Origin of the sequence: Variovorax sp. 54 (assembly GCF_002754375.1) — a bacterium.
GTDB lineage: Bacteria > Pseudomonadota > Gammaproteobacteria > Burkholderiales > Burkholderiaceae_C > Variovorax.
In genome coordinates, this window is the sequence record NZ_PEFF01000001.1 from 1,100,010 (window position 1) to 1,118,676 (window position 18,667).

Below are 18,667 nucleotides of genomic sequence, written 5' to 3' on the forward strand. Positions count from 1 at the left end.
TAGAGGGGCCTCTCGTTGCGCCAAAGGGCGAACGGATCAAGAATCTTCTGCTCGGCACCCGTCCGGTGTCGAAATGACCGGTGGCGGGCCGTCATTGTGGTGAGCGCTCTTGCTCGGCAAGTTTTCCCTTCCAGGAGAAACACCATGCAGTACATGTTGATGTTCTACCAACCCGCCGCCGAATTCGAACAACGTGACGACCCCTCTTCGCAGGCCTACCGCGCGAGTTGGGTCGCGTACGCCGACGCGGTGCGCCAGTCGGGCGTTGCGCTCGGCGGCCATGGCCTGTTGCCGCCCATGACCGGCACCACGCTGCGCGTGCGCGGCGACAAGCGCCAGGTGCAGGACGGCCCCTTCGCCGACACCAAGGAGCAGCTCGGCGGCTACTTCGTGGTCGACGTGCCCGACCTCGACGCCGCGCTCGAATGGGCCGCGCGCGCGCCCTGCGCCGCCAGCGGCGGGGTCGAAGTGCGGCCGGTCTTCACCGCCACCGCAGCGGCGGGTACGAGCCAGACGTGACCACTCCGGCGGCACACCACGCCGCCGAACAGGCGGCACGCGATTCAGCCGAACGGGCGGCCCACAATTCAGCCGAACGCGCGGCACGCGCGTCGTACGGGCGGCTGCTCGCCATCCTGTCCGCGCGCACGCACGACATCGCGGCCTCCGAAGACGCCCTGGCCGACGCCTTCGCCCGCGCGCTCGAGCGCTGGCCCGCCGACGGCGTGCCGGTGCAGCCCGACGCCTGGCTGCTGAGCGTCGCGCGGCACCGCAAGCTCGACGCCTGGCGCCACAGCCGCGTGCAGGACGACGCCACGCAGACGCTGCTGCTGCTCGCGGGCGAGATGGACGAGGCCGGCCATGACGCCGATGCTGCCGCCACCGTGCCCGACGAGCGGCTGCGCCTGCTCTTCGTCTGCGCGCACCCGGCCATCGACGCCGCCGCGCGCGCGCCGCTCATGCTGCAGACCGTGCTCGGCCTCGATGCGGCGCGCATGGCCGGCGCGTTCCTCACCTCGCCCTCCGCGCTGGGCCAGCGGCTGGTGCGCGCCAAGGCCCGCATCCGCGCGGCCGGCATCTCGTTCGAATATCCGCAGGCGCGCGACCTGCCGCACCGGCTGCGCGACGTGCTCGACGGCATCTATGCCGCGTACGGCACCGGCTGGGACGACGTCGACGGCGCCGACGCCCTGCCCCGCGGCCTCACGACCGAGGCCATCGACCTGGGCCGCATCCTGTGCCGCCTGATGCCAGCCGAACCCGAGCCGCTGGGCCTGCTCGCGCTGATGCTGTTCTGCGAGGCACGCACCGCCGCGCGCCGCACCGAAGCCGGTGCCTACGTGCCGCTCGACCAGCAGGAGATCACGCGCTGGGACCACGCGCTGCTGGCCGAGGCCGAGCACCATCTGCGCATCGCATCGGCCATGCAGTCGCTCGGGCCGTACCAGCTCGAAGCCGCGATCCAGTCGGCCCACTGCGAGCGCCGCGCCGGCGCACCGGTGCCGCCCGAGGTGCTGGTGTCGCTGTACGAAGGCCTGCTCGCGCTGCGGCCCAGCATCGGCGCGCAGGTCAGCCTGGCGTGTGCGCTGGCGAATGCGCGCGGACCCGAAACCGGGCTGCGCGCGCTCGATGCGATTCCGTCGGACGAGGTGGCGAGCTACCAGCCGTTCTGGGCGGCACGTGCGCACCTGCTCGCGGCCGGTGGTGCGCGCGTGGCGGCGCGGCAAGCGTATGACCGGGCGATCGGGTTGAGCAGCAATGGCGCGGTGCGGGCGTACCTGCACGCGATGTCGGAACGGGCTTGAAGCGCTCAGTCCTGTAGCACCGCAGCAGCGCCAACGCGCCGCCCTTCAAGCCGGCTGCCACCCTGCGTCAGCGTGACCCCATTCACCTCACCACCATCGCCCCGCCGAAACACGAACTGCGCACCGATGGCCGTCACCGCAAAACGATCAGGCCCGGTGGGCGTGAGCCCGTTGTAGCCCTTGCCCGATTCACGTGCCAGCAAACGCCCGTCGCGCACGGTGAAGCCCAGCACCTGCGCCTTGCCGACGCGGAACTCGCCCGCGTAGTCGGCCAGGCGCTTCGGATCGATCGGCACTTCCGCCGTCGGCACCGGGTAGCGGCTCTTGCCGATGGCGAGCATCACGGGCTGCAGCGGGGCGCGCTGGTTGCTGGCGAGCACGATGAGCGCTTCGCCGGTGTCGGGCGCCAGCAGCCAGAGCGTGCGGTAGCCCTCGGTGACGCCCGCGTGGTAGTAGGTGCGCCGGCCGGTCTCGGGGCCGCGCACCATCACGGCATAGCCGATCTCGGCGCCCTCGTAGCGCGCGAGCGGCGTGAGCAGGCGCGTGGCGGCCGGGCCCAGCGGGCCGTGGGCGCCGGCAAGAACCGCGCGGCTGAAGGCCAGCATGTCGGCGGCGGTCGAGCGCAAAGCGCTGGCCGGCGCGTAGGCCAGCATGTCGAAGCGCCGCTGGCGCTGGTCGCCCGCGAACGGCGGCGCCATGCGCGAGGCCTTGTCGCCGAGCGGGATCACGGTGTCGTTCATGCCCAGCGGCTCGGTGATGCGCGCGCGCACCAGCTCGCCCCACGAGGTGCCGTAGCGCAACGCCAGCAATTGCCCGAGCAGCGCCATGCCGAAGTTGCTGTAGCGCGCCTCGCACGGCGCCGCAACGCCCGTGAGGCGGATGCGCGCGAGCGCGGCCCAGAACATCGGCAGGTCGAAGCTGCGGAACTGCTCGGCCAGCGCGGCGCCACCGGTGACGCCGTCGGCCATCACGGGCAGGCAGCCGGTGTGCGTGACGAGCTGCCTCAGTGTGATCGCGGCCACGGCGGGCGGCACGCCCTCGGCATGGCCGGCCAGCAGCTTGCCCACGCTGTCGTCGAGCGCCACGTCGCCGCGCTCCACGGCCTGTGCCAGCAGCAGGCCGGTGAAGACCTTGGTGACCGAGCCGATCTCGAACATCGGCTGCTCCGCGCTGGCGGGCGCAACGGCGCGCGCCACCAGCGGCTCGGGGTTGTGGGCGATGCCGTAGCCGGCCTTGTCGCCGCGCAGCACGCCGACCACCAGCGTGCCGCGTTCGGCGCCGAGCGCGGTGCGGGCCAGCACGGCCGGGTCGCTGGCGAGCGAGAGCGGTGCAGAGGGTGCGGACGGCGGTACGAGCTGCGCGCTCGCCGCGCCCGCCAGCCAGGGCGCGAGAAGCCAGGGTGCCAGCCAGCGGCGGCACCAGGCGGAGGGCAGAAGCCGCATCGTCGGAATCCTCGGGCGTGAAGTCGTCATCGTCGAACAGCCGCCATCCTGCCACGGCGGCCACAATGACCCCATGCGTGCATTGCTTTCGACTTTCTCCTGGCAGGAACTGCGCCACCACCCCTGGCGCAACGCGGCGGCCGTGCTGGCCGTGATGCTGGGCGTGGCGCTGGCGTTTTCGGTGCAGCTCATCAACGCTTCGGCGCTCGACGAATTCTCCAGCGCCGTGCGCTCGGTGAACGGCCAGCCCGACCTCGAAGTGCGCGCGGCGCAGGGCAGCTTCGACGAGGGCGTGTTCGGCCGGCTCGCGCGCCGGCCCGAGGTGGCGCTGGCGAGCCCGGTGCTCGAGTTCCAGGGCCTCGCTTTGGGCGGCGACGGGCACCAGCTGCCGTTGCGCGTGATCGGCGTCGATGCGCTCGCGCTGCCCACCATCGCGCCCGCGCTGATGCCGCAGTCGGTGGCCGATGCCGACCGCTTCGCGCTGTTCGCGCCCGGCCATGTGTTCCTCAACGCGGCGGCGCGCCAGGCGCTGCAGTTGCCGCTGCAACCCGTACCCGGCGAAAGCCTGCAGCTGCGCAGCGGCGCCGCGTGGCAGCGTCTCGCGGTGTCGGGCCACGTGACGGCCGGCGGCGCGGCGCTGGCGGTGATGGACATCGCGGCTGCGCAAGAGCTGTTCGGCCAGCTCGGCCAGCTGAGCCGCATCGACCTGCGACTCGCGCCGGGCACCGACCGCGCGGCCTTCGTGGCCGCACTTGAAAAGTCGCCCGACTGGCCCGCGGGCCTGAAGTTCGCCGAGCCGGGCGATGCGGCCGAGCGCGTGAGCAACCTGTCGCGCGCCTACCGCGTCAACCTCACGGTGCTGGCGCTGGTGGCGCTGTTCACGGGCGCATTCCTGGTGTTCTCGGTGCTCGCGCTCAGCGTGGCCAAGCGCGCGCAGCAGTTCGCACTGCTCGGCGTGCTGGGCCTCACGCCGCGCGAACGGCTGCGGCTGGTGCTGGCCGAATCGCTGGTGCTCGGGCTGATCGGCAGCGCGGCCGGCCTGGCGCTCGGCACCGCGCTCGCGGCCTTGGCGCTGCGCGTGCTGGGCGGTGACCTCGGCGGTGGCTACTTCGAAGGCGTGGCGCCGCGGCTGCACTGGAGCGGCGCCGCTGCGCTGTTGTACGGCGGGCTCGGCGTGGTCGCTGCGCTCGTGGGCGGCTGGTGGCCCGCGCGCGCCGCGCAGGCATTGCCCGAAGCGCAGACGCTCAAGGGCCTGGGCGCCGCACCCGCGCAGGGCCGTCACCACTGGCTGGCGCTCGGGCTCATCGGTGCGGGTGCGGCGCTGGCCAACCTGCCGGCGATCGGCGGTATTCCGGTGGCGGCGTACCTGTCGGTGGCCTGCCTGCTGGTGGGCGGCATCACCGCCCTGCCCTGGCTCATCGCGCTGCTGTACGACCGCGTGGCGCCGGCGTTTGCACGGCGCGTGCTGCCGATGCTCGCCGTCGAGCGCGCGCGCCGCATGCGCGGCACGGCGGCTGTGGCGGTGAGCGGCGTGGTCGCGAGCCTGAGCTTGGCGGTCGCGCTCACGGTGATGGTCGCGAGCTTCCGCGAATCGGTCACGCACTGGCTCGACGTGGTGCTGCCGGCCGACCTGTACGTGCGCGCCACCTCGGGCGGGCGCGGCAGCAGCAACAGCGGCGGCACCAGCAGCACCGACACCGCGACCTTCGCGCCGGCCTTCGTGCAGGCGCTGGCGCAGCTGCCCGGCGTGGCGCGCACCGGCACGCTGCGCACGCAGTCGCTGCAGCTCGACCCCGCGCAGCCCGCCGTGACGCTGATTGCGCGCAGCCTCGAAGGCGGTGTGGCACGCGGGCTGCCGCTGGTCGGCGAGGCGCTGCCCGTGCCACCCGGACAGACCGGCATCTACGTGAGCGAACCGATGGTCGAGCTGTACGGCGCGAAGCCGGGCTCCGCGTTCGCGCCGCTGTCCGATGCAATGCGCGCGTCAACGCCGCAGGTGTTCTTCGTGGCCGGCGTGTGGCGCGACTACGCGCGGCAGTTCGGTGCGATCGCGATGGACGCGCGCGACTTCGAGCGCATCACCGGCGAGCACGACGTGAGCGACGTGGCCCTGTGGCTCGCGCCCGGTGCGTCGGAAGCAGAAGTGCAAGCGGCCGTGCGCGAACTCGCATCGCGAACATTGCGCGACGGCGCAGTCGAGCTCGCCTCGGTCGGCCAGATCCGCGCGACCTCGCTGCGCATCTTCGATCGCAGCTTTGCCGTCACCTACTGGCTGCAGGCCGTGGCCATCGCCATCGGCCTGTTCGGCATTGCCGCCAGCTTCAGCGCGCAGGTGCTGGCGCGGCGCAAGGAGTTCGGCCTGCTCGCGCACCTGGGCTTCACGCGGCGGCAGGTGCTGGCCGTGGTGGCCGGCGAAGGCGCGGCCTGGACCGCCATCGGCGCGGTGGCCGGGCTGCTGCTCGGGCTGGCCGTGTCAGTGGTGCTGGTGAAGGTGGTGAACCCGCAGAGCTTCCACTGGAGCATGGACCTGCTGGTGCCCTGGGTGCGGCTGCTGGCGCTGTGCGCGGCCGTGGTGGCGGCCGGGACGTTCACGGCGTGGATGGCGGGGCGCGCCGCGGCAGGGCGCGATGTGGTGCTGGCGGTGAAAGAGGACTGGTAGCGCCGCCCGCAGGCGGGATTTCATTTCTCCGGGCGTGGCGCGCTGGCACGCATCGGGGCGACGACTTTCTCCTGCCATCGTCGGGAAAGACCGCGTCGGGACGAAGCGCCTTCCGCCCTCACGGTGTGACCGGACGCATGCGCGCAGTAGTCCAGGGCCTGGCGAAGTGCCGTGTCCACTCTGCGCAAGGAGATGCGATGCCGGTCTGCCACGTCCTGGCGGGTCATCTCCTCGATTTGCAGTGCAACGAGTACCGAGCGATGCCGATGCGAAAGCCGCTGCATCGCCTGTTCGACGGCCTCCACGGCCGAACGCGCCTCGGCGATGGCATCGGGGCCGGGCGCCTGATCGGCCAGGAGATCGAGTGCCGTATCCCATTCGCCCACGTACTGCCAGGACCGATCGCTGCGCAGGCGATCCATGGCCAGGTTGCGCGCCGTTCGATAGACATAGGCCCCGGGACTGCGCACGGGCTCCGATGCCGTCATATCGCCCAGACGCAGCCAGGCGTCGTGCAAGCATTCGCTGGCCTGATCGGAACAGCCGAGATCGCGGGCCAACCGGCGATGCAGGTACGTGTAGTTCGCCGTCAGGAACGCCCGCAGCGCGACGCCGGCGGGCTCACCGTGACCCGCGAATGGCCCTTGAAAACAAGGACCGAGATCGAACCCAGCCGCGGACATCGTCTTACTTGCCGGCATGACGCAACCTGGTCTTCTCGGCGTCGGTCAGCAACGACATCACCGACGCGTCGAACTGGTTGCCGTGTCCAAGGACCTGCACGGGGTTGGCCGGGTCGTAGCGAAGCGAAGCGCCCGCTTGCGCGCCGGGGCGTGGCGGCGACGATGTACCCGCACCTGCCGGCGACAGGCTTTCGTTGCCGAAGCCCAGCACCCGCACCGTGAAAACCGAGGGCAGGTTCTGCCGTGCCGCGGCCCGCTCCTGTCGCATGGACTCCTGCGCCGCCATGGCCGCCGCCGACGCCGCCGCGCTGGCGGTGGTCAGTGCCCCGATGTTCACCGCCGCCACCACCGGCAGCCCGGTCGTTTCGCCCTTGACCTGGATGTTGTCGGCATTGCGCACCTGCAGCGCGGCAATGTTGAGGTTGCTGGCGACCCGGATGCCGGCATCGCCTGCATCGATGGTGCCCTTCGGCGCGACCAGGTCCACGTCGCCTTCGCCCACGGTTCCGATGCCGGCGCCGCTCATGTCGCGCTTTTCCTGCACGGTGATGTTGCCGTCTGCGTCCGCGGTGACTTCCGGCGCCTGCGGGATGCGCACCGTCTTGGCGCCGCGGCCGGCATCGATGTCGCCCTGGGTGGACCACAACACCTGGTCGCTGCCCAGGGGCTCGGCCTGCGAGACGAAGGACAGGATGCGCGAACGGTTCACGGTGATGTCCCGGTCGGCGAACACGTTGACCTGCCCCGGCGAGGCCAGCGTCACCAGGCCGTATCCGTCCGGCACCACCGCGCCCAGCGCCGCCACCTGCAGGCCGCCGCCGGGGGTGAAGACGTTGATGTCACCCCCCTGGTGGGTGCGCGCCGCCATCCGGGTCGCGGCGATGCTGCCCACGCCGGACCAGCTGCTGCGCCAGTTGTCCGGCAGGTCCGCGGCGTAGCGAACGGGCGGGTCTGCGGCCGTCGCACCACGGAACAGCGTGTCGATGGCCGCGGAGCCGCGGCGATAGCCGCCGTTGAGCGGACCGTTCTGCCCATCGCCCCCGTTCTGGTCGCGCCCTCCTTCGCGCAGTTCATAGACAAAGACCTGGCGCAGGAACTGCTCGCGCACCAGGGGCGGCAGTTGCCGGTATTGCTCCCACGCCTGCTGCGGGCTCAGCTTGCCGTCCGCGTTGCCGCTCAGGCTGGCGACCTTGTCGGAACCGAGCACGCCTTCCACGAAGGACACCAGGCCCCGGCGCGTGAGCTTGGGCAGATCGCCGCGGTTGTCCACGCCGTCGGTGAGGTACAGCGGCGCCACTGTCCCGTCGGCCAGGGTGGTCTTCAGGTACTGCGGCATGGCGGCCACGTTGGCCGGGTTCAGGTAGGCCGACTCGAAGGCGTCGTAGCTGGCGGCCTTGTTCATGCCGGCCATCAGGGTGATGTCGGCGCCCTCGACGGGCAGGGCCTTGATGATGTTCGGCTCCTCGCCGCGCGGCGTTGCCGACACGTAGTCCCAATAGCGATTGCCGTTGGTGTACAGCGAAAAGTTGTTGCCCTGGATGTCGCGCCCGGCCAGCAGCAGCAGCTCCCCCGGCCCTTGCAGGGCGGTGCGGCTGCCCCTGTCGTAGTAGTACGACGCCGCGTCTCCGCTGTTTCTCGCATAGGGATGCGACAGGAACCGGTTGGCGACAGCCAGGATGTCGTTGCCCGCCGCCAGCACCGTGCTGTCGGTGGCGCGCAGGTTTCGCGCACTCAGCTCGAAGTTGCGGATGTCGGTGCCGGCCTGCACGCGCACCGATTCCGACGCGATCAGGTTCAGGTCGCTGATGGAACCGGCGGCCGCGTAGAGGCGGCTGGGCACGAAGTCGTGCGCCTGCATCGGCAGCGTGTCCGGGTTGTCGAACAGCTCCGCACCGTTCTGGCTGTTCGTCAGGAAGGTGTTCGTCACCAAGAAGCCGCCATAGACCGACTTCAGCGGCGCGCCAAACGCCGACGCACCGCCCAGCATGGTCGTGAGACCTGTCCATGGGCGAAAGATCGAGGGCCACTTGTCCAGTGTGGTCTGGGTCATCACGATGGCCCCCGTGTTCAGCAGGCTGCTGCCGCGCAGGAAGCGCAGGTCTTTCGCGGCCAGCAGCGAGAGGTCGCTGGTGTTCGCCGGCGCCATCGCCAGCAGGCCCGCGACGTCGATGCTTCCGCTCAGGGCCGACACGCTCAGCTTGGCGGGGTACAGGCCCACCATGTCCGTCTGGAGCTTGGGGTCCGTCATGCCGTTCACCAGCTTGGTGGTGTTGCCCGTCTCGTTGCCTGCCACGTATTCCGACTGGTTTTCCAGACGCACGTTGCCACCGGTGGACACCAGCGTGACGGCGCTGCGCTCGGTCTGGCTGCTCATGAACATCGCATGGCTGGCCCCGCCACTGGTGTCCCTGTCGGCCTGATCGATGTAGGCACGGCGTATCTGCATGGGGTCGATCACGGTCTGCAAGACCAGGTCGCCCAGCGTCTGCAGCTTGAGCGTGGCGTCCGACAGCGCCAGCACGGGCGCGATGTCGTAGGCATAGGTGGCGCCGGACCCGTTGCTCGATGTGCCGGTCATGACATAGCCGGCGGCGCTGGTGCCTGCGTCGATCTCGCCGGCGCCGCGGCCCACGTAGTACTGGCCGGCCTTCAAGGCGCCGCCTGCGCTCACCTGCAGCTGCCCACCATTGCGCGTCACGAGGGAGGCCGTGGCATCGCCGGCGAAACGCCCGCCCGTCACGCGCATGGTGCTGGGCAAGGCCACCACCAGGTTCACCAGGTCGCCGCCCGCCGACAGCTTCACGTTGCCGCCCCCCAGCGCGCCCAGGCCCTGCTGGAAGCTGGCGTGATTCACCCACCAGCTCGGTTGCTGGCCCCGGGCGGACATGACCGGCGCCCAGGTGTCGCCCATGTTGTACGCGTCGTAGTAGCCGGTGGGACTGCTGAACTCGCCCCCGTAGCGTCCCTGGCGGAACAGCCATTCGGTCAGGATCTGGTCCGAACGCGCGCCCTGCCGGGTCGGCGCGCGCACGCTGCCCTGGACCGCGACGTCCAGGTGACCGCCTGCGGTGCCGTACTGGGCATCGACGCTGGCGGTGTCGAAGCCGCCACCCAAGGTGGGATCGGCCTCGGCCCGGCCTGCTGTGTACAGCGCGGACTCCTTGTGGGCGAGCACCAGGTCGCGCCCGGCGCGTACCGTCAGGTCACCGCTGCCGGTGCGCACCAGCTTGCCGGCGCCCGACTCGGCACCGGCCGTGCCCACCCGGATCGTGCCGGCATCGGTCGCGAGCGCACCCGGCGCCCGCGTGGCCAGTGCGTCGACCGAATTCAGGTCCGCGCCCGCCACCAGGCGCAGGTTCCACGACGCGGCCTGCTGCAGCCTCGCCGCCCGGCCCGCGCCGTTGTCGCGGCCCGCCACGTCGAAGCCGTCGCTCAGATGGCCTTCGATGTTCAGGTTGCCGCCGGCGCGCAGCGTCAGCGTGCCTTCGCGGTGCGCCGCACCGAAGCTGTCGAACAGATTCCAGTCGCGGCCCAGCGTCAGGTCGCCCGGGCTGGTGATCTCGATGCCCGCCGCCAACGTGTAGGCGGCGGCGTTGCCGCCCAGCCTCGCCAGGATGCCGGTGTGGCCTGCAAAGGCATTGGCCTCGGCGATCGCCTGCGGGGCCACGGATTCCACCGTGCCGTCCGTGCTGGCATGGCGGCGCACGCCTTCGAGCACCGCGGAGCGCGCGCCCTGCACGGCGGCGTTCAGCGCCGTGACGTTCAGGCCGTCGTTGCCTGCGGTGCGCTGCGCCCGCAGCCGCAGCTTGCCGCCTTCGCCGCCGCTCAGGTCCAGCGTGCCGCCGGCCAGGTGCAGCTGGCCGTCGACCGCTTCCAGGTCGATGCGGCTGCTGCCCAAGCCATCGATGGCGTCGGTGGCATGGGCCGCCAGCACCGCGCCGGCCTGCATCGTCAGCCCCGCCCCGCCGACCAGGCGGATGCTGCCGCCGTAGGCCGCGTTGGCCTCGACGCGCGCCGTGCCGTCGACAGAGATCACGCCGCGGTCGGTGATGACTTCGAAGTCGGCCACCCGCGTGGTGCCCGCGATAGTCAGGTCGCCCTGGCGAACGCGGAACTGCCGCGAGCGGCTGAAACCCGAATCGTTGAGCGTTCGCGCCAGCGCGCCGAAATCGTCCAGCCGATCGATGGCCAGCGCAAAGTTGCCACCGTTGCCGCCCGAACCGGCCTGCGCTTGCAGGGTGCCACCGAAGTGGACCCGTCCGCCTGCCGATGCGTCCACGCTCAGGCGGCCGGCATCGCCGCCGCGCGGATGGGCGGACAGGTCCAGCAGGCTGCCTGGGGCCAGGTCGATCAGGCCGCCTCGCGTCGCCAGGCTGATCTGGCCGGCATCCACGTACCGGGCCGCGTCGAAGAAGACTTTTTCCAGGCCCCCCGCGTGCAGGCGGCCCGACTCTGCAAGCGTCAGGTTGCCCGTGCCGGCATCGACCGCAATGCTGCCGCCCAGCGCCAGCACCGGCAGCGCCACGGTCACGCCCTGGCCCGACAGGCTCAGGCGTGCGCCCAGACTGGCGCGGCCCAGTGACGCCATCTCCTGCGCATCCAGCTGCGCGTCCTGCTGCAACACCAGTTGCCCCTGCGTTCGCAGTGCCTGGTCGGCGCCGGACACCCCTTGCAGCACCGGCGTGCGCAGCGTCAACGCCGACGTACCGGCATCCAGGCTCCCGGTGCCTACGCCGGCGATGCGCCGGCTGGCCGACAGCAGCACCTGGTCGAAGCCGGACATCGTCTTGTCGCCCACGCCCAGCACCAGTTCGTCCGCCGACAGCGCCAGGCGACCGCTGCCTGTTGCCGCGCCGCTGAGCGACGCGCCCGTGTTTTGCAGCGTCAGGTGGGAGGCCTGCACCTGCACGGCATCGGCGCCATGACCCCGCAAGGCTGCGGCGTCGAACACCACCTGCGCCAGGCCGCGCATGTCCAGCGAGCGATAGAAGTCCAGGCTGCCGTAGCTGTGCAGCGTCAATGCCTGCGCGCGCGACAACTGCGCCAGGGCGTCGGTGTCCAGCACCAGGCCGCCGGTGCCGCCGCCGATGCCGATGCGGCTCGCCGCAACCGACAGGGCCTTGCCCGACAACTGCGCGCCGGCGGCCATCTCCGTGTTGTTGGTGGCGTCGAGCAGCAGCGCCTCGCCGCCCTGCAGCAGCGCACCGGCGCCGATGCGCACCTGGCCGCCGACGGTGGTGTCCACGTTCTCGCGCAGCGCCCGCACGGCCTGGCCGCTGCTCACTCGCACCAGCGCGCCCCAGTCTCTGGAGGGCGTGACGATGTGGTCGTCGCTGGTGTCGTTCGGCGTGTTGTTGTCGCTCCACACGGCCGCCACCTGCGGCTTGAGCACCAGGTTCGCCTCGTCGCCCGACGCCCGGCCGTCCGCGCGCAGCACGCTGCCCGACTCGACCGACACGGCATTCGCCGCGGCCAGGATCACTTCCGGGCCGCTCAACGCGGTGCCTGCCGTGTTGCGCAGCACCACATCACTGGCGGCCACGTCCACTTGCAGGCCGCGCACATTGCCTGTGCGCGTGCCGCCCACCAGCAGGCTGCCCGCGCCGAACCGCGTCAGGCTGCCGGCATCCACGACCAGGTAGCCATCGGCGCGCAGGTCGCTGCTGTCCTGCCCCGCGCCGACGATGGCGATCTTGGCGGCAGCAATGTCCACCAGGCTGCCGCGCCCGCCCGCATCGGGTTGCGCGCGCAGTTCGCCGTCCAGCGTCAAGGCGCGGTCGGCCTTGAACACCACCGCGCCGCCATCGCGGGCCAGACGCGGGGTCACGACGTCCTGCCCTGTCAGGCGGTATTGCGTCAGCTTGAACGCATCCGAAGAGAAGAAGGCGTTGCCCCGCGCTTCGTTGTATTCACTGACCTTGCGCACCAGGCTGGCGGGCAGCACGCGCCAGCCCGAGGCCGTGGCATCGCGCGCGCCACTGATCGTGTTCTGTTCCCGCCCGGCCACGATCGTCGAGCCGTCACGCAGGCTCACCACTTCGCCACGGGAGGCGGCCCACGCCGGCAAGGCCTGGCCCGTGCTCTGCACCGCAAAGGCGCCGGGCAGCAGCGCATAGCGTGCCGGCAGGAGCGTGTACCAGCCGGCCCCCAGGCCGCCGCCGGCCAGCCAGACCTTCTGGCCCGCCGCACCGCCCGCCACGGGCGACAGGCCCTGGTAGCCCGGCAGCACGGCGTACATGCCGGGCAGCGTCAGCACGTCGTGCGAGCCGCCCGAGCCGGGCACGTGCTCCCATGCATGCAGGTCGCCGCCGCCCGCGATGTCCACCACCGCGCCCGCGGCCATGGCCACATCCGGCGCTTGCAGGAGCACGCGCTTTTCCGGCAGGGACGACAGGTAGCGGTTTTCGTCCAGCGAACTGGCATCGCCGGCATTGGCGCGATTGCGGCCCTGCGGGTTGGCCGGGTCCAGCCAGTATTCGGCGTTGCGCAAGCTGCCGTAGAGCACGTCCAGGCCCGCACCGGACACCGAGGTCAGGCTGTTCGTGCCCAGCGTCAGGCGCTCGCCGGCATTCAGCGCGATCTGCCCGAAGGGCGCGCGCAGCACGCCGTCCTGCTCGATGACGGGCGCGTTCAGCGTCAGGCTGCCGCCGGCCGACAGAGGCGCCGCGACGCTCCCGTTGCCGCGCACGGTGATGGAATGGTCCGAGTTGATTCGCGCCGTGACGGCGGTGGCCGGGTAGACCTGCGCGGCCTTGATCTCCAGCGCGCCACCCACGTCCAGCGTGGCCCTGAGCTGGGGGTCGTCGTAGTCGGTGCCGCCTTCGCTGTAGGCCCCCGCCACGAAGCGCAGGTCGCCGGTGTCCAGCACCGTGCGTTCGAAGCCGCGCAGCTTGACGTCGACGGGCGACGCAGACTCGCCCTTCACACCCCTGCCTGCAATGTCGATGGCCTGGCTGGCCGACAGGATCAGTTCGCCCGCATTGCGGGGCGTGGCGCCGACCGCACCGACCGCGCCCGCCGCACCTGTCAGTGGGTTCAGTTGCAGATGGTGGGCATGCAAGCGCACCACGCCGCCCAGCCCGTCGCTCTGGATGACCGGGGCGGTGATGCCCAGGCGACCGGCGATGCTCAGGTCGACGCCGCCGGCCAGCTGCACGCCCACTTGCGTGGAACGCAGATCGACCGCCGAGAAGCCTGTGTCCTGCAGCGCCTTCGCCGACACGTGCAGGGTGCCATCCGAGGTGGCGATGTTGCCGATGTTGATCTTGTGGCTCAGTGCCGTTCCGGTGCCGCTCCAGAAATACTTGTTGAGCAGTTCCACCACCCGCTTGTCGATGCTCGCGTCGTGCTCCCACGGCGCCCTGTCGGCGCCCGGTCCCGCGGCAAGCGCCGCACCCGCGTCGAGGACGAGCCCCTTGCTGCTGGACACCGACGTTGGCAGCGTGGTGTTGATCGCGGTGCGCATGGCGCTGTTCATCTTGACGTCGCCGGCGTACGCGTCGTGCACGTCGAGGTTCCCGCTGGTGCCGATGATCCGCGCGTACCTTTCGCCGTTGAAGGTGTACGTTCCGGTGGGGCTCTTGTAGTAGAGGAAGGAGCCGATGTCCGGCGCCACCAGGTCCCCGGACGAACTCCCGGCCGCGCTGGTGTCCGTGATGGACAAGGACCCACCCGCCGCCTGGGCATTGCCGCCGTGGGCGCGAAGCCTGGCATTCATGGCGCCGCCGGCCGCGGCCACCATCACGACCGCGCCGCCATCGCTGCCCAGTTCCTGTTCCACGCGCCGCAGGGCGCCGAGCGCCCCCGTGCCGCGATCCCAATACGCCACCGTGCCCCGCGCGCCCGACACGTCGATCAGCGCACCCGCCTGCGCATCCAGCGTCCCGGCGTTCAGCGTGACCGTGCCGCCCGGCAGGACCTGGCCCTGGGGCAAGCGCATGACCGGGTCGTGGAAGATCTGCGCCACCCCGGGCAGCAGCAACTCGGCCCCGTCGGCCAGCGTCAAGGTGTTCTTCGCGCGGATGTTCAGCGTCCCGGCCGGCGCCTGAAGGCGGCCCGCCACCACCACGGAAGCCTGCCCGGACCCGTCCGCGTCCAGCGAAATCGAGCCGCCGGTTTCTGTCTGGATGCTGGCGTTCGCGCCGATGCGGATACCGCCGCCGGACGCACCGGTCGCCAGCGACAGGCCACCCGGCACGCGCGCGGCGCGGCGCTGTTCGCTCAGTTCGTCCAGCGCCCTGGGGGCCAGCACATCGCCCAATGCGCCGCCGCTGGGCAGCGTGCGCAGCGTCGATACCGCAGCGGGCATGTCCCAGCTCGCGGGTTGGATGTGCACCCGTGCGCCTTCCGCGACCACGACGTCCCCGCCGAGCGAACGGATGCCGATCGTGCCGAAGCCGCGCTCGGCGTACAGGGTCTGCGGCAGGTGCAGCGGCCTGGCTGCGCTCGACGTCTTCCCGTCCGTGGCCCCGCCCGCGGGTGCGGCGCCGCCCACCTGCACGTCGCCGATCGCCGTGATCGTGAGCCGGGACGCGTCGCCCCCCGACCAGCCGCGCAGGTCCAGCGTGTCGAGCGCCGTGTGGTCGAACGCCGTCAGGCTGATGGCCCCGCCGTTGCCCGCCTGCACCTTGCCGGCCTTGCCGCCTGACGTGGCACCGGACAGCCAGCCGCCGCCGGACACGTCCAGCGCCGCGCCGGCGGCCACCTCCACGTTGCCGTACACCGTGCCGAGACCCTCTTTCATCGGGGTCCCCAGTGCAATCGAGCCCCCGTGGATGGCGCGGCCCAGCGTGACGCCGCTGCCGGTGTCGTTGACCCACTGGCCCGCGACGCTCAGCAGGCTGTTCGCACCCAGGCGCAGCACACTGTCCGCCTGGCCGCCGGCGCTCAGGGCAATGGCGCCACCCGGGGCGATGAGCTTGCCCTGGATGTCGAAGTTTCCGGGGATGCCCTGGCCGTCGTAGACCGCGGCCGTGAAGCGCGCCCCCGGCTGGAGATTCACCACCGCGCTGTCTTCCAGCACGAACCCGGTGTTGAGGTTCAACTCGATGGCGCCCAGGCCTGAATGGCTCAGCCCCGCGGCGGACAGCCAGGTGGTGCGACCCACACCCGCGCCGGCGCCGGGGGATTGCCCTTCCGGCTCGGTCAGGAAGGCGTCCTTGCCCAGCGGACTGTCGATGCTGAAACCCGCCGGCAGCAAGGCGGGCTTGTCGCTGATGATGACCTGGCCCAGGGTCCACATGCCCTCTTGCGCCCTGTTGGAACCCACCGTCAGGCGGCCGGCCCGAGGCAGCTCGGACGCTTCCTGCACCCGGTCGCCGGGCTGCACCGAGCCCCTGAACTCACCCTCCAGAATGAAGGCGCTGCCGGCACGGATGTCGATCGAACCGGCATTGCGGCCTTCCTCGTAGCCCGGCTCCCAGCGCCGCCCCGACAGCATCGGATTGACATAGGTCTGCGTGACACCCCAGCGCGCATGCGCGTGCTGGTACTGGCCCGCGATGCCCGTGTAGGTCATGTCCGCCGGAGCGGACGACATGGTGTAGGTGCGCCCGTCCGCGCCGCGCAGCCGGGTTTCCGTGTTCCAGCCGTCGCTGTAGCGCACCGAGCCGCCGGACACATCCAGGATGGCGCCCGGCCGCGTGATCACCGAACCATTGGACTGGATGGTGATGTCGCCGCCTCGCGCCGCCAGCTCGGACAGGCCGACCAGGCCGTTGCCCACCCAGCCCGTCACGTCCGCCAGCGGGGTGCCGACCCAGACGCCCTTGAGCGCCTTGCCGGACTCGTCGGTGACCCATTCGACGCCCGCCATCAGCCCCTTGAAGGTGCCCGTCCTGCGTCGATCCACGATGACCTTCCTGCCGTACAGCCAGGTGTTCGCTTGCAGGTGGGAGTCGCGCAGTTCGTTGATGCGCAGTTCGGCCTCGACGAAGTTGCTGGCCATGTCCACCGGCATCTGCATCAGTCCCGCGGTACTGACCGTGGCGTGTTCGCCGATGAGGATGCGGCTGCCGTCGCCCACCTGGGTGTTGCGCTGCAGGGCCGCAGGGTTGGCCTGGGCCTGGATGTCGATGTTGCCCGCAGCGGCGGTGACCTGGGCACGGGTCTGCACGTCGATCGTCTTGCCGTAGAGCTCGATGCGGCCAGGCTGGTAGCGGTTGGCCAGCGAGCCGCTTTCGATCCGGGTGGTGTCCTGCCAGTCGTTGACGACCTGGGTGATGCTGTCCGGCCCCAGGGTCAGCGTGCCGCCCGACCAGGCCGCCAGGCGCGGGACATCGGCCGCAAGATTGATGTCGATGTTGTGCACGCCCTGGCCCCAGGCGCGCAGGCGGATGGAGCCCGTGCGGTTGTTCAGCGCGGTGCTGGCTTGCAGGATGCCGCCCTGGTTGATGTCGCGCGACACCATGGTGATGTCGCCGTGATCGGCCTGGATGATGCCGGTGTTGTGCACGCTGTAGCCGACCTGGGCCGCGCGCTGTTCCATCAGCGGCAGGATGTCGGACACGATGCGCCCGATGAGATAGGGCTGGAAGGCGGGCGCTGTCTGTGGATTGATCAGGAACTTGGCCGGAAAGACCCAGGGCCGCACCGACGAGGTGACGGCATCGAAGCCGCGCACGGTGGGGCTGATTTCCTTGGCCTCCAGCCACACGTTTTCGCCGGCGCCCAGCAGCGTCTGGCCGCTCGGCGTGCGGATGCTGCCCGCATTGCCGACCTTGGGCGCGAACATCAGCACGTGGCCCCCCTGGCCCGTGATCTGCGCGCCGGCCAGCACCTTGACGTCGCCCGGCGGCTTGCCCGGATCGAAGGCCGGGCCCATGTCGGCGAACTGCACGTTCGAATCGGTCGGCATCTGCGGGGAGTTCTCGCCGAAGGTGGGAATGCCGACGCCCACTTCGAGGCCGCTCCAGTAACCGGGGTCGCCTGCCTTCGTGCCCAGGCGCGTGTTGAGACCGGCCTTGAACTGTTCGTCGCTGAGCTTCAGGCTGGAGGCGACCAGGTTGCGCACGTTGACCTGGCTGCTGCCGGTGAACAGGATGCCGTTGCGATTGATGAGGTAGACGCTGCCCTCGGCCTCTATGCGGCCGGCGATCTGGCTGGGTCGGCCGCTGGGGTCGTTGATGCGGTTGAGCGCGATCCACTCGTTGGCGCCGGTCTTGGCGTGGGTGCCGGCACGCTGGTCGAACTTCACCGTCGTGTGCTTGCCGACGTTGAAGGTCTCCCAGTTCAGGATGGCCTTGTCGGCGGTCTGCTCGATGGTGACCGTGGTCCTGCCGTTCGCTGCGGTCTGAACGGGATCCTTGGCGTTGAGCCAGCCGGCTGTCAGCGAATTCGTGTCGACCTTCAGGCCGCCTTCGGCCAGGCCGTCCGGCGCGGATTCGCCGCTGGCCAGCGCCTCGGCCCGCTTCTGTGTCTGCAGCGCTTGCTGTGCAGCGATGGCGCGCGCGGCCAGGTTCAGGTTGGTGATGGACGTCTGCAACTGCTGGCTCGCCGCTGACGAGGGCTGCGTCGGGTGGATCAGGCTGGACGCCGGGGCGCCGTTCGGCAGCTTGCCCGTTGCGATCGCGCCCGCCTGCGCCGCGCCCTTGTCGGCGAACCACGCCGGACTGAACGCCCGCTGCGCGTGCGCGCTGCCGAGGACCCCACCGGCAGCCAGCGCCACCGCGATGGCCCGCGCGAGGGGAGCCATCCTGAAAACCTGCTGCGCCGCGCGCGCCGGTCGATTCTTTTCGTTGCACCCACTGATGGTCATTTCTCGTTCCCGCCGAAGTAAAGACTGTGCCGAAGGGGCTGCGCGCGTCGCGCAGGCCAGCCCCATTCAAGAAGCCCCTGCGATGGCGATCGAAAAAAGCCAACGCGACAAGAGCCGTCAGTTCCTTGACGGGACGGAAACGTCGAATTCCAGAAGAATATTTGTGGACTCGTTGCGGGCGCGCGCTTGCTGCTGCGGCCTCGATCCGGAAAGTCCTTGCAGATCAACGGCGGGAACGCGCTGCACCCCGGCAAAGTCACGAAAGCTTCACAGTGGCTGCGCACGCCAACCATGGGAAGCCGCGACCTCGAGACAGGATCACC

At 70.9% G+C, this 18,667-nt stretch carries 6 protein-coding genes; 3 read left to right on the forward strand and 3 right to left on the reverse strand.

Going from position 1 to position 18,667, the window contains the following annotated elements; all coding sequences use genetic code 11:
- The first annotated feature begins 144 nt into the window (after positions 1–144).
- Together CLU95_RS04915 and CLU95_RS04920 are read left to right on the forward strand one after the other, a co-directional pair.
- Positions 145–519, forward strand: a complete 375-nt coding sequence (locus CLU95_RS04915) for a YciI family protein (RefSeq protein ID WP_099790951.1) — start codon at positions 145–147, stop codon at positions 517–519.
- Positions 516–1,805: an RNA polymerase sigma factor gene (locus CLU95_RS04920; RefSeq protein ID WP_257214538.1), complete on the forward strand. Its 1,290-nt coding sequence runs from the start codon at positions 516–518 to the stop codon at positions 1,803–1,805. The genes CLU95_RS04915 and CLU95_RS04920 overlap by 4 nt, the downstream gene beginning before the upstream one ends.
- Positions 1,806–1,810: 5 nt before the next feature.
- On the opposite strand, the gene CLU95_RS04925 is transcribed toward CLU95_RS04920, so the two are convergent.
- On the reverse strand, positions 1,811–3,247 hold the full coding sequence (locus CLU95_RS04925) for a serine hydrolase domain-containing protein (RefSeq protein ID WP_099797121.1): 1,437 nt from the start codon (positions 3,245–3,247) through the stop codon (positions 1,811–1,813).
- 73 nt (positions 3,248–3,320) lie between these two features.
- Between CLU95_RS04925 and CLU95_RS04930 the strand changes: the two genes are divergently transcribed.
- Positions 3,321–5,906 (forward strand): FtsX-like permease family protein, encoded by a 2,586-nt coding sequence (locus CLU95_RS04930; RefSeq protein WP_180288544.1) that lies wholly within the window; start codon positions 3,321–3,323, stop codon positions 5,904–5,906.
- A 20-nt stretch (positions 5,907–5,926) separates the two neighbouring features.
- Here CLU95_RS04930 and CLU95_RS04935 read toward each other — a convergent pair whose 3' ends face one another.
- A complete protein-coding gene (locus CLU95_RS04935) occupies positions 5,927–6,607 on the reverse strand; it encodes an RNA polymerase sigma factor (RefSeq protein WP_099790956.1) in 681 nt (226 codons plus the stop codon).
- Complete coding sequence (locus CLU95_RS04940) at positions 6,594–18,281, reverse strand: filamentous haemagglutinin family protein (protein WP_180288545.1); 11,688 nt, start codon at positions 18,279–18,281, stop codon at positions 6,594–6,596. Before CLU95_RS04940 ends, CLU95_RS04935 begins: the two co-directional genes overlap by 14 nt.
- Positions 18,282–18,667 lie beyond the last annotated feature (386 nt).